This is a genomic window from Mesorhizobium sp. UC74_2 (assembly GCF_042701485.1).
GTDB lineage: Bacteria > Pseudomonadota > Alphaproteobacteria > Rhizobiales > Rhizobiaceae > Mesorhizobium.
The window spans coordinates 1,629,813-1,642,464 of record NZ_CP170562.1; the positions used below are offsets into that span (position 1 = coordinate 1,629,813).

The 12,652-nt window shown below is 62.2% G+C and carries 11 protein-coding genes and 1 pseudogene; 11 read left to right on the plus strand and 1 reads right to left on the minus strand.

The annotated features are described in order from the left end of the window. Positions 1 to 165: 165 nt before the first annotated feature. Positions 166 to 1,029, plus strand: coding sequence for an alpha/beta fold hydrolase (locus ACFJIU_RS07865; RefSeq protein ID WP_379069619.1), 864 nt, complete (start codon positions 166 to 168; stop codon positions 1,027 to 1,029). Between the two features lie 54 nt (positions 1,030 to 1,083). On the opposite strand, the gene ACFJIU_RS07870 is transcribed toward ACFJIU_RS07865, so the two are convergent. Beyond that, on the minus strand, positions 1,084 to 2,298 hold the full coding sequence (locus tag ACFJIU_RS07870) for a winged helix-turn-helix domain-containing protein (RefSeq protein WP_379069622.1): 1,215 nt from the start codon (positions 2,296 to 2,298) through the stop codon (positions 1,084 to 1,086). Positions 2,299 to 2,628: 330 nt separating this feature from the next. Here ACFJIU_RS07870 and ACFJIU_RS07875 point away from each other — a divergent pair, with 330 nt between their 5' ends. From ACFJIU_RS07875 to nuoI, 10 genes and pseudogenes are all read left to right on the plus strand, one after another. Continuing rightward, positions 2,629 to 2,994 (plus strand): NADH-quinone oxidoreductase subunit A, encoded by a 366-nt coding sequence (locus tag ACFJIU_RS07875; RefSeq protein WP_129414490.1) that lies wholly within the window; start codon positions 2,629 to 2,631, stop codon positions 2,992 to 2,994. Then, the gene (locus ACFJIU_RS07880; RefSeq protein ID WP_326892764.1) at positions 2,985 to 3,566 is read left to right on the plus strand and encodes an NADH-quinone oxidoreductase subunit B; all 582 of its coding nucleotides are present in this window, start codon (positions 2,985 to 2,987) and stop codon (positions 3,564 to 3,566) included. The genes ACFJIU_RS07875 and ACFJIU_RS07880 overlap by 10 nt, the downstream gene beginning before the upstream one ends. A gap of 6 nt (positions 3,567 to 3,572) precedes the next feature. After that, a complete protein-coding gene (locus ACFJIU_RS07885) occupies positions 3,573 to 4,175 on the plus strand; it encodes an NADH-quinone oxidoreductase subunit C (protein WP_379069626.1) in 603 nt (200 codons plus the stop codon). A 126-nt stretch (positions 4,176 to 4,301) separates the two neighbouring features. Continuing rightward, positions 4,302 to 5,493 (plus strand): annotated as a pseudogene (locus tag ACFJIU_RS07890) (NADH-quinone oxidoreductase subunit D). Continuing rightward, complete coding sequence (locus tag ACFJIU_RS07895) at positions 5,494 to 6,714, plus strand: NADH-quinone oxidoreductase subunit E (RefSeq protein WP_379069629.1); 1,221 nt, start codon at positions 5,494 to 5,496, stop codon at positions 6,712 to 6,714. A 10-nt stretch (positions 6,715 to 6,724) separates the two neighbouring features. Next, a complete protein-coding gene (gene nuoF, locus ACFJIU_RS07900) occupies positions 6,725 to 8,029 on the plus strand; it encodes an NADH-quinone oxidoreductase subunit NuoF (RefSeq protein WP_144223072.1) in 1,305 nt (434 codons plus the stop codon). A gap of 170 nt (positions 8,030 to 8,199) precedes the next feature. Further along, a complete protein-coding gene (locus ACFJIU_RS07905; protein WP_379069632.1) occupies positions 8,200 to 8,844 on the plus strand; it encodes an NADH-ubiquinone dehydrogenase in 645 nt (214 codons plus the stop codon). 97 nt (positions 8,845 to 8,941) lie between these two features. Continuing rightward, entirely contained in the window at positions 8,942 to 11,020 is a 2,079-nt protein-coding gene (gene nuoG, locus ACFJIU_RS07910; RefSeq protein ID WP_379069635.1) for an NADH-quinone oxidoreductase subunit NuoG, read from the plus strand. Between the two features lie 3 nt (positions 11,021 to 11,023). Next, positions 11,024 to 12,067 carry an NADH-quinone oxidoreductase subunit NuoH gene (gene nuoH / locus ACFJIU_RS07915; protein ID WP_379069638.1) on the plus strand — a complete coding sequence of 348 codons (1,044 nt, stop codon included), beginning with the start codon at positions 11,024 to 11,026 and terminating at the stop codon, positions 12,065 to 12,067. Next, positions 12,067 to 12,558, plus strand: coding sequence for an NADH-quinone oxidoreductase subunit NuoI (nuoI, locus tag ACFJIU_RS07920; protein ID WP_379073000.1), 492 nt, complete (start codon positions 12,067 to 12,069; stop codon positions 12,556 to 12,558). Before nuoH ends, nuoI begins: the two co-directional genes overlap by 1 nt. Positions 12,559 to 12,652 lie beyond the last annotated feature (94 nt).

A 12,652-nucleotide genomic window follows, 5' to 3' on the forward strand; every position in this document is an offset into this window, starting at 1 on the left:
GTTGGGCATTCGAAGATTCGGAGACGTGACGAGAGTGACACTGCCTCGCTGCTGGTCGCCAGCCGCCAGACAGAAATTTTGTCTGGCCATGTCGGAATGCGAAACGCTGCTTCGTCTTATTGTCAGCGTTACCGAAAACGCATGAGACAACCAACGGAGACCCCTATGTTCCGCGCATTGCTAGTTGCCGCTGCCTTTGTTCTCGCCAGTCCCGCCTTTGCCGGGACCGAACCCGCCGGCGATCGTGTCGAGGTCAACGGCATGCAGATGTATTACGAAGTATCGGGCGCGGGCGAACCGCTGGTCGTCCTGCACGGCGCCTACATGAACATCCCCTCGATGGGCGAGATCATCCCGATGCTGGCCAAGACCCACAAGGTCTATGCGCTGGAGTTCCAGGGACATGGCCGCACAACCGACATCGACCGGCCGATCACCTATCCCAATCTCGCCGACGATGTCGCCGGCTTCATGGACAAGGTGGGGCTCAAGAAGGCGGATGTCTTCGGCTACTCGATGGGCGCGGCAGCAGGCCTGCAACTCGCCATCCGCCATCCTGAAAAGGTCAACAGACTGGTTGCCGCATCCGTCGCCTATGATGCCAAGGGCTGGCAGCCCGAATTCACCGCCTTCGTCCCGCAGATGAACGTCGAGATGTTCGTCAACATGCCTTTCGCCGCCGAATACAAGAAGCTTGCCGCCAATCCGGACGGGTTCCCCGCTCTGGTTGCCAAGCTGATCCAGCTCGAAAAGGAGCCGATGGCGTGGGAGGCCGACGTGAAGGCGCTGAAGATGCCGGTGCTGGTCATCAGCGGTGACGCGGATGTGGCTACGCTCGAACACTCGGTTGCGCTGTTCCGGCTGCTTGGCGGCGGCGCCATGGGCGACATGGGCAAGCCGCTTGCCGCTTCGCGTCTTGCCGTCATGCCGGCAACGTCGCACACGGCAGTCATTACCCAGCCGGCGCTGCTCTCCGCCTTCACCGAACCCTTCCTGAAGGGCGAGACACCCAAGGGCATGTTCCAGTAGGCCGGATAGAGTGTGGCAGATGAGGAGGCGCTGCGGCGCCTCCTTTGCTTATTGTCAGGCCGCCCTTGCGGTCATGGCAATATCGGCGAGCGCCGGGCCGAGATCGCCAGCAGGCGTTATCTCGATACGTTCAAGGCCAAGCCAGTCTTGCATCAGCTTCAGTTCTTCGAACAGTTGGGCCGCGGTTTCCGGTGGCGCGCTGGGTTCGGCATAGGCCGCATGGACCCGCAGCACGCTGGCAGGCCGGTCGGCCTTGAGGTCGATGCGGGCAACGATCTTCTCGTCATAGAGGAAGGGGAGCACGTAATAGCCGTACTGCCGCTTGTCGGCCGGCGTGTAGATCTCGATGCGATAGCGGAAGTCGAACAGGTTCTCGGCGCGGCTGCGCTCGAACACCAGCGGATCGAAAGGGGCGAGCAGGGCGCGCGCTTCGACCTTGCGCGGCTGGCGCGCGTCCTTGTGCAGATAGGCCGGCTTGTCCCATCCCTCGACGCGAACCGGGATCAGTTCGCCGTCCTCGACCAGTTCTTCAAGCCGCCCCTTGGTGTCGTGCGGTGCGAGCCGGAAGTAGTCACGGAGACAGGAATACGTTGCCACACCATGTGCACGCGCCGACAGGCGCAGCAGTTCACGATGCGCGTCCTCGGGAGAGGGGACAGGCAAGTCACGCACGGCCTGTGGCAGCACGCGCTCAGGCAGGTCGTAGAGGCGTTCGAAGCCGCGGCGCGAATGCGTGGTGATGCGCCCGGCCCAGAACAACCATTCGAATGCGTGCTTGGCGGCGCTCCAGCCCCACCAGCCACCATTGCCTTTGTGGCCCTCGATCTCGGAAGCGGCGATGGGACCACGGGCTTCGACCTCCCGGTAGATCTCCTCGATCATCGACGTGTTCTGGCAGCCCCATTTGGCGAGGCCCAGATACATTTCCTCACCGCGCCCGGCGCGTTCCATGCGCCAGCGCATCAGGGGATAGGTCTCGACCGGCAGCAACGAAGCCTCATGCGCCCAGTACTCGAACAACTGGCGCTTGCGGCCCGGCGCCATCGCCTCGTCGAGCATGGACATCGGGTAGGGGCCGAGACGCGAATAGAGCGGCATGTAATGCGCGCGCACCACCGCGCTGACGGAATCGATCTGCAAAAGGCCGGTGCGCGAAAGCACGCGGCCGAGGTGACGGCGGTCGGGTGTGCCAACTGGTCGCGGGTCGGCGAAGCCTTGTGCTGCAAGTGCGATGCGACGGGCTGTTCTGAGCGAGATCCTGTCTTTCATCCTGACGACATTTTGACTGTTGGAGTGAGCCGGAGCTGCCGGCGATTCCACCCATGCTAGCAGGGTTTGGCCGCCGATCCTGTCAGGAGAGAAAAGTGGAGTAAAAAGTGAAGGAAATCAAACGGGAGCCGATCGGACCAGTTTTGCTGGAAGAGGCGTCCACAGTCGCATTTTGAACAAGGTTTGACTTGCTTCGCCGAATGCGCTGCGCTAACCGTCGCCGCATTGCAGCATGGGCCCGTAAATCGGTTCAGCGGTTGAACCCACGTGCTTCCGCGCCAGGGTCATGTGCTGTATCAGGTGGATCAGCCACCAATGGAAAGTCGCAGCATGAACGCACTCCTCAGTTCGTATCTGCCCATCGTCCTCTTCATCGGTGTGGCGCTGGTCGTCGGCCTTGCCCTTATCGTGGCGCCATTCCTGGTCGCCTACCGCAATCCGGACCCGGAAAAGCTGTCGGCCTACGAGTGTGGTTTCAACTCCTTCGACGATGCCCGCATGAAATTCGACATCCGCTTCTACCTGGTGTCGATCCTCTTCATCATCTTCGATCTGGAAGTGGCCTTCCTGTTCCCGTGGGCGGTTTCTTTCGGCCAGATCGGCATGCTCGGCTTCTGGTCGATGATGGTGTTCCTCGGCGTGCTGACCATCGGCTTTGCCTATGAATGGAAAAAAGGAGCGCTGGAATGGGATTGAATGACAGTTCCGGCACGCTCGTCGCGCCGAAGCCGAAAGGCATTCTCGATCCGAACACCGGCAAGCCGATCGGTTCGGACGATCCGTTCTTCCTGGACATCAACAACGAGCTTGCCGACAAGGGCTTCCTCGTCACCTCGAGCGAGGCGCTGATCACCTGGGCGCGCACCGGCTCGCTGATGTACATGACTTTCGGCCTGGCCTGTTGCGCGGTGGAGATGATCCACAGCGCCATGCCGCGCTATGACAGCGAGCGCTTCGGCATCGCGCCGCGCGCTTCGCCGCGCCAGTCGGACGTGATGATCGTCGCCGGCACGCTGACCAACAAGATGGCGCCTGCACTGCGCAAGGTCTATGATCAGATGCCGGAGCCGCGCTACGTCATCTCGATGGGATCCTGCGCCAATGGCGGCGGCTACTACCACTATTCCTATTCTGTGGTTCGCGGCTGCGATCGCGTCGTGCCGGTCGACATCTATGTGCCCGGCTGCCCGCCCACTGCTGAAGCGCTGCTCTACGGCCTGCTTCTTCTGCAGAAGAAGATCCGCCGCACCGGCACGATCGAACGGTAAGCGATCATGAGTGAAGCCCTCAACGACCTTGCAGCGCATATCAAGGACAAGCTCGGCGCCACGGTGATCGACAGCGTTCTTGCCTATGGCGAACTGACTGTGCTGGTCGATGCCGCCGACGTCGTCAAGGCGGCAACCTTCCTGCGCGACGATGCCAAGTGCCAGTTCATTTCGATCATCGACGTTTCCGGCGCCGACTATCCGTCGCGGGCTTTGCGTTTCGATGTGGTCTATCACCTGTTGTCGCCAAAGCAGAATCTGCGAATCCGCCTCAAGGCCCATGCCGACGAGGAGACCGTGGTTCCGTCCGTGACCACTGTCTGGCCGGGTGCCGACTGGTTCGAGCGCGAGACCTACGATCTCTATGGTGTGCTTTTCTCCGGCCATCCAGACCTGCGCCGCATCCTGACCGACTATGGTTTCGACGGTCATCCGCTGCGCAAGGACTTCCCGCTCACCGGCTTCGTCGAGGTTCGTTACGATGACGAGGCCAAGCGCGTGATCTACGAGCCGGTGGAGCTGAAGCAGGAATTCCGCAGTTTTGATTTTCTCTCGCCCTGGGAAGGCACGGAATACGTGCTGCCAGGGGATGAAAAGGCGAAGCAATGACCGGCGGCAAAGCGGCTGGCGGCTCGATCTTGCGCAAGGTGCTGTGGCTGGTTCTGGCCGGCGCCACCGCGTATGTCGTGGCTCAGCTCGTGAAGGCGCTCTAGGCAGCAAGGTCTGTGAAAACAAATGGCTGAGACCTCAGTTCGCAACTTCAATATCAACTTCGGCCCGCAGCATCCGGCCGCGCACGGCGTTCTGCGTCTCGTGCTGGAGCTGGATGGCGAGGTGGTTGATCGCGTTGATCCGCATATCGGCCTGCTGCACCGCGGCACCGAGAAGCTGATCGAGCACAAGACCTATCTGCAGGCAGTGCCTTATCTCGACCGGCTCGACTATTGCGCGCCGATGAACCAGGAGCATGCTTTCGCCCTGGCCGCGGAAAAGCTGCTTGGCATCGAGGTGCCGAAGCGCGGTCAGCTGATCCGCGTGCTTTATTCCGAGATCGGCCGCATCATGTCGCACATCCTCAATGTGACGACACAGGCCATGGACGTTGGCGCGCTGACCCCGCCGCTGTGGGGGTTCATCGAGCGCGAAAAGCTGATGGTGTTCTACGAGCGGGCTTCCGGCTCGCGCATGCATGCCGCCTATTTCCGTCCGGGCGGCGTGCATCAGGATCTGCCGAAGCAGCTGATCGAGGACATCGGCAGGTGGATCGATCCGTTCCTGAAGTCGATCGACGATCTCGACGCCCTGCTCACCCCCAACCGTATCTTCAAGCAGCGCAACGCCGACATCGGCGTCGTCTCGCTGGCCGATGCCTGGGCCTGGGGTTTCTCAGGCGTGATGGTGCGTGGTTCGGGCGCTGCATGGGACCTGCGCAAGTCGCAGCCCTATGAGTGCTATTCCGAGCTGGAATTCGACATTCCGATCGGCAAGAACGGCGACTGCTACGATCGTTATCTCATCCGCATGGAAGAGATGCGCCAGTCGGCTCGCATCATGCGCCAGTGCGTCGATCTCCTGCTTGGCAAGGAGAGCGCTGGGCCGGTGTCGAACATCGACGGCAAGGTGGTGCCGCCGAAGCGTGGCGAGATGAAGCGTTCCATGGAAGCGCTCATCCATCACTTCAAGCTTTACACCGAAGGGTATCGCGTGCCGGCCGGCGAGGTCTACGCGGCCGTCGAAGCCCCGAAGGGCGAATTCGGCGTCTTCCTGCGTCTCGGACGGTACCAACAAGCCTTATCGCTGCAAGCTGCGCGCGCCTGGTTTCGCGCACCTGCAGGCCATGGATTTCCTGTGCCGCGGTCACATGCTGGCCGACGTCACCGCCATCCTCGGCTCCCTCGACATCGTGTTCGGAGAGGTTGACCGCTAAATGTCAGTCCGTCGTCTCGCAGATGCAAGCGTCCAGCCAGCTTCCTTCGCCTTCAACAAGGCGAATGCGGCGTCGGCCAGGAAATGGATCGCCAAATATCCGAAGGGCCGTGAACAGTCGGCCATCATCCCGCTTTTGATGCTGGCGCAGGAGCAAGAGGGCTGGGTCACCAAGGCGGCGATCGAGTCGATCTGCGAAATGCTTGGCATGCCCTATATCCGTGGGCTGGAAGTCGCCACCTTCTATACGCAGTACCAGTTGAAGCCGGTCGGCACCCGCGCCCACGTCCAGGTGTGCGGCACCACGCCCTGCATGCTGCGTGGCTCCGAAGAGCTGATGGATGTCTGCCGCTCCAAGATCCACCACGACCAGTTCCATACCAATGCTGACGGTACGCTGTCATGGGAGGAGGTCGAGTGCCTCGGCGCCTGCGTGAACGCGCCGATGGTCATGATCTTCAAGGACACCTACGAGGATCTGACTCCCGAGCGGCTTGCCGAGATCATCGACGATTTCGAGGCGGGCAAGGGACATTCCGTGCCGGTAGGCCCGCAGAATGGCCGTTATTTCTCAGCGCCGATCAGCGGCTTCTCCTCGCTTGCCGACGAGAAGGCGATCCTCAAGAGCACGCGCGACAAGGCTAGCAAGGCTGCCGCCAGAACCACCAAGGAAGCGCCCGCTGTTGTCGCCGAACCGGCCAAGGCCGCAGCTGTGCCACCCTCCAACGCTGCCAAGCCGAAGACCGATGCCGTTGAAACCAGTCCAGCGGTGAAGACGCCATCCAAGGTCAAGGCCGCTCCGGCCGCTGAAAACGCAGCAAGCGTCAAGGCTCCTAGGGCAAAGGCTGAAGCCAAGCCAGCCGCGGTGAAGGCTGAGATCGCCGCTGCGCCGAAGAAGGCGCCGGCAAAGAAGGAGGCGGCCCCAGCCAAGCCCTCGCTCGAAGACAAGAACCGGCCGAAGGGTATCTCGAAGCCGGCCGCCGTCGATGATCTCGAACTGATCTCCGGCGTAGGCCCCAAGATCGCGGCCACGTTGCATGAACTCGGTATCTTCACCTATGCCCAGGTGGCGTCGTGGAAGAAAGCCGAGCGCGAGTGGGTTGATGGCTATCTTTCCTTCCACGGCCGCATCGAGCGCGAGGACTGGGTGAAACAGGCCAAGGCGCTCGCCAAGGGTGGCGTCGAGGAATACATCCGCGTGTTCGGCAAGAAACCGGTCTGAGGGACGAAAAATGCTTCAGGACAAGGACCGCATCTTCACCAATATCTACGGCCGCTTCGACCAGTCGCTGCAAGGCGCCATGGCGCGTGGGCAGTGGGATGGCACCAAAGCCATCATCGACAAAGGCCGTGACTGGATCATCAACGAGATGAAGGCGTCCGGCTTGCGTGGCCGCGGCGGCGCGGGCTTCCCGACGGGCCTCAAGTGGTCCTTCATGCCCAAGCAGAGCGACGGCCGCCCGAGCTACCTCGTCGTCAATGCCGATGAATCGGAACCGGGAACCTGCAAGGATCGCGATATCCTGCGCCATGATCCTCACACGCTGGTCGAGGGTTGCCTGCTCGCGGGCTTCGCCATGGGGGCCGTCGCTGCCTACATCTATGTCCGCGGCGAGTTCATTCGTGAGCGCGAGGCGCTGCAGCGGGCCATCGATGAAGCTTATGAAGCCAAGCTGATCGGCAAGGGCAACAAAAACGGCTACGATTTCGACATCTATGTCCATCACGGCGCAGGCGCTTATATCTGCGGCGAAGAAACCGCGCTGCTGGAGAGCCTCGAAGGCAAGAAGGGCCAGCCACGCCTCAAGCCGCCGTTCCCGGCCAATGTCGGCCTTTATGGCTGCCCGACCACGGTCAACAATGTCGAGTCGATCGCCGTGGCTCCGACGATCCTGCGCCGCGGCGCGGCGTGGTTCTCGTCGATCGGTCGTCCGAACAATGTCGGTACCAAGCTGTTCATGCTGGTGGGGCACGTGAACACGCCCTGCACGGTCGAAGAGGCCATGGGCATCACCTTCCGCGAACTCGTCGAGAAGCACGGCGGCGGCATCCGCGGCGGCTGGGACAACCTGCTCGCCGTCATCCCTGGGGGGGCTTCCTGCCCGGTCGTGAAGGCTGAGGATATCATCGACTGCCCGATGGATTTCGATGGCCTGCGCGAGAAGAAATCCTCGTTTGGCACGGCTGCCGTCATCGTCATGGACAAGTCGACGGATATCGTGAAGGCGATCGCCCGGCTCGCCTATTTCTTCAAGCATGAGAGCTGCGGCCAGTGCACGCCGTGCCGTGAAGGCACCGGCTGGATGTGGCGCGTGATGGAACGGCTGGTGCGAGGCGAGGCGCAGAAGCGCGAGATCGACATGCTGCTCGACGTCACGAAGCAGATCGAAGGTCACACGATCTGCGCGCTGGGCGACGCGGCTGCTTGGCCCATCCAGGGTCTGATCCGCAACTTCCGCCCGGAGATCGAGCGCCGCATCGATGAGTTCACCCGCAACGCACACCGTGCCGAGCCGGTGCTGGTGGCGGCTGAGTAAGGATAAGGCAAAAAACGGAAACCGGGACAAACCCGGGTTTCAAGGAAACGGCTGAAAGCAGGGCATCAGGAACGAAACGGCTTAGGAGTGAGCCAATGTCGATGTTTCCCATACCCGACACAGTGCCTGACAGGAACGAATTCGAGAAGATGACCCAGGATTGACGCAGGATGATGCCGCAGGAGATGGCCAATGCCGTCAACCTGTTCGCGCATCCGGTTGCAGGCGCCGCCGCTTTCTCGGCACTCGGCTTCGGTTTGGCCAGCCACGCCTTCGGCGTCTGGGTCGGCGCGCTGACCGGTGCCGCCGAAATGTCGCAGCGCCTGATGCAGCCGGTTCTGGACGATTTCCCTGGTTCCGCGACGAGTTTCGCGGACCGCGACGAAACACCCGCCGCCAAGGCTCCGGCAGCGCGGGCACGCGTTGCAACAAAAAAGCTGATCGCCGAGGTGCAGTCCGTGGCCGAGAAGATCGCGGAACCGGTCGTTGAGACGATGGAAGAAATCCAGTCCACCGAGACCGCCACGATTGAAGTGCCTGCAGTCGCCGTGACTGCCCTGATGCCGGAAGATTTCCGCAAGCCCGCAAGCATCGACAAACCTGCCGCTCCGGACGACCTCAAGGCAATCACCGGTGTCGGCCCGAAGCTTGAAAAGGTCCTGAACGACCTCGGTGTCTGGACCTATTCGCAGGTCGCTGCCTGGACGCCTGCCGAGGTTGCCTGGGTGGACGACTATCTGGGCTTCAAGGGCCGCGTCGAACGCGACGGCTGGCTGAGACAAGCGGCGGCTTTGACCGCCAAGACGAAAAACTGAGCGAAGGAAAGGCGACGGCGATGCAGGTCCACGACACGCGCGATGTGCTCGCCGTTCGCAACGCATACGAAGCGGCTCAGGCCGCCAGGAGCAATTGATGGCAAAGCTCAAGGTCGACGGGAAAGAGATCGAGGTACCCGACCACTACACGCTGTTGCAGGCGGCGGAAGCGGCGGGCGCCGAAGTGCCGCGCTTCTGCTTCCACGAGCGGCTGTCGATTGCCGGCAATTGCCGTATGTGCCTGGTCGAGGTGAAGGGTGGCCCGCCCAAGCCCCAGGCCTCCTGCGCCATGGGCGTGCGCGATCTGCGCCCCGGCCCGAACGGTGAACCGCCGGAAATGCTGACCAACTCCCCGATGGTCAAGAAGGCGCGCGAAGGCGTGATGGAGTTCCTGCTCATCAACCATCCGCTCGACTGCCCGATTTGCGATCAGGGCGGCGAGTGCGACCTGCAGGATCAGGCGATGGCCTTCGGCGTCGACTCCTCGCGCTTCCACGAGAACAAGCGTGCGGTCGAGGACAAGTATATCGGCCCGTTGGTGAAGACGGTGATGAACCGCTGCATCCACTGCACGCGTTGCGTCCGTTTCACGACCGAAGTAGCAGGCATTTCCGAGCTCGGGCTGATCGGTCGTGGCGAGGACGCCGAGATCACCACCTATCTCGAGCAGGCGATGACGTCGGAACTGCAAGGCAACGTCGTCGATCTCTGCCCGGTCGGTGCGCTGACCTCGAAGCCTTTCGCCTTCACGGCGCGTCCGTGGGAACTGACCAAGACTGAATCGATCGATGTCATGGACGCGGTCGGTTCGGCGATCCGCGTGGACTCCAGAGGCCGCGAAGTCATGCGCGTCCTGCCACGCGTCAACGAAGCGGTGAACGAGGAGTGGATCTCCGACAAGACCCGCTACATCTGGGACGGCCTGCGCACGCAGCGCCTCGACCGGCCTTATGTGCGCAAGAATGGCAAGCTGGCTCCGGCTACCTGGGCGGAAGCCTTCGAAGCCGTGAAGGGTGCGGTCGGCAAGGCGGCGCCAGAGAAGATCGGCGCCATCGCCGGTGATCTCGCCGCTGTCGAAGAAATGTATGCGCTGAAGCTGCTGGCGCAGTCGCTCGGCTCGACCAGCATCGACTGCCGCCAGGATGGCGCAGCGCTCGATCCGTCGCTCGGTCGTGCCAGCTACATCTTCAACCCGACCATCGAAGGCATTGAGCAGGCCGACGCCGTATTGATCGTTGGCGCGAATCCTCGTTTCGAGGCATCGGTGCTCAATGCCCGCATCCGCAAGCGCTGGCGCGTCGGCAATCTGCCGGTCGCCGTGATCGGCGAGGTCGGCGACACTCGCTATGATTATGAGGCGCTCGGCGCCGGCCCCGAAACGCTGAAGGACCTTGCCGAAGGCAACGGCAAGTTCTTCCAGACGCTGAAGAAGGCCGAACATCCGCTGATCATCGTCGGCCAGGGCGCGCTGTCGCGTTCGGACGGCGCCGCCGTGCTCGGCCAGGTCGCCAAGCTTGCCCAGGCGGTCGGCGCGGTGAAGGACGGCTGGAACGGCTTCGCGGTATTGCATACCGCCGCTGCCCGCGTCGGCGGCCTCGACATCGGTTTCGTGCCGGGTGAGGGCGGCAAGGACACTGCCGGCATCCTGAGCGACAGCGAAGTGCTGTTCCTGCTCGGCGCCGATGAACTCGACATGGCCAGGGCATCCGGCTTCGTCGTCTATATCGGCACGCATGGCGATGCCGGCGCGCACCGCGCCGATGTCATCCTGCCGGCTGCGGCCTATACGGAAAAATCAGCCACCTATGTAAACACCGAAGGCCGCGTGCAGCAGACCAACCGTGCCGGCTTCGCTCCGGGCGATGCCCGCGAGGACTGGGCGATCCTGCGGGCGCTGTCGGATGTGCTGGGCAAGAAACTGCCCTTCGATTCGCTGGCCCAGTTGCGGCAGAAGCTCTACGGCGAGTACCCGCATCTTGCCCGCATCGATCAGATCGCGGCAGGCGAGGCCGGTGATGTCGCCCAGGCGGCGAAGCTCGGTGGACGCCTCACCAAGACGGCCTTCACGTCTGCGGTGACGGACTTCTATTTGACGAACCCGATCGCGCGCGCTTCCGCGGTGATGGCCGAATGCTCGGCGCTCGCGAAGAACGGCTTCAGGCAGGCAGCGGAATAAACCATGGACAGCTTCTTCTCCTTCTACGTGCTGCCAGCGCTGATCATTCTGCTGAAGTCGTTCGCGCTGATCGTGCCGCTGCTCGTCATCATCGCCTTCCTTCTCTATGCCGATCGCAAGGTCTGGGCGGCGGTCCAGCTGCGCCGCGGCCCGAACGTGGTTGGGCCCTTCGGCCTGCTGCAGTCCTTCGCCGATCTGCTGAAGTTCGTGTTCAAGGAGCCGGTCATTCCATCCGGCGCCAACAAGGGCGTGTTCCTGCTCGCCCCGCTGGTTTCGGCGGTGCTGGCGATCTCGGCCTGGGCCGTCATCCCGGTCAATGCCGGTTGGGCCATCGCCAACATCAATGTCGGCATTCTCTATGTCTTCGCCATCTCCTCGCTGGAAGTCTATGGCGTGATCATGGGCGGCTGGGCTTCGAATTCGAAATATCCATTCCTCGGCGCCTTGCGTTCGGCGGCGCAGATGGTGTCCTACGAAGTCTCGATCGGCTTCGTCATCGTCACCGTGCTGCTTTGCGTCGGTTCGCTGAACCTCACCGACATCGTGCTGTCGCAGCAGGACGGCCTGGGTACCAAGCTCGGCCTGCCCAACACCTTCCTCGACTGGCACTGGCTCAGCCTGTTCCCGATGTTCATCATCTTCTTCATCTCGGCCCTGGCCGAGACGAACAGGCCGCCCTTCGATCTGGTCGAGGCAGAATCCGAGCTCGTCGCCGGTCACATGGTCGAATATTCGTCGACGCCGTTCCTGCTGTTCTTCCTCGGGGAATATGTGGCGATCGTGCTGATGTGCGCGCTGTGCACCATCCTGTTCCTTGGTGGATGGCTGCCGCCGTTCGACTTCGCGCCCTTCACCTGGGTGCCGGGTGTGATCTGGTTCGTGCTCAAGGTCTGCCTGGTCTTCTTCTTCTTCTCGATAGTGAAGGCATTCGTGCCGCGTTACCGTTATGACCAGCTGATGCGGCTGGGCTGGAAAGTGTTCCTGCCGATCTCGCTGTTCATGGTCGTTGCGACCGCGGCATTCCTCAAGATTACGGGATGGGCATGATGGGTGCTCTCGCTCAAGCCGCCAAGGCGCTGCTGTTGAAAGACTTCGTCGGCGCGTTTTTCCTGTCGATGCGTCAGTTCGTGGCGCCGAAGGAAACGATCAACTACCCGTACGAGAAGGGGCCGCTCAGCCCGCGCTTTCGTGGTGAGCATGCATTGCGCCGTTATCCGAATGGCGAAGAGCGCTGCATCGCCTGCAAGCTCTGCGAAGCGATCTGCCCGGCGCAGGCCATCACCATCGAGGCTGGTCCGCGCCGTAACGATGGTACGCGCCGCACCGTTCGTTACGACATCGACATGGTGAAATGCATCTATTGCGGCTTCTGCCAGGAGGCCTGCCCGGTGGACGCGATCGTCGAAGGGCCGAATTTCGAATTCGCGACGGAGACGCGCGAAGAGCTCTACTACGACAAGGACAAGCTGCTGGCCAACGGCGATCGGTGGGAGCGCGAGATTGCGCGCAACATCTCTCTGGACGCGCCGTACCGGTGAGTTTTGAAAAGTGGACGTGCCGCAACGGCTCGTCTAAGGACAACGCGGTTTCGCGACCGGAGGCGGGGCGAGACCGAACTGAATGGGGCAGGGC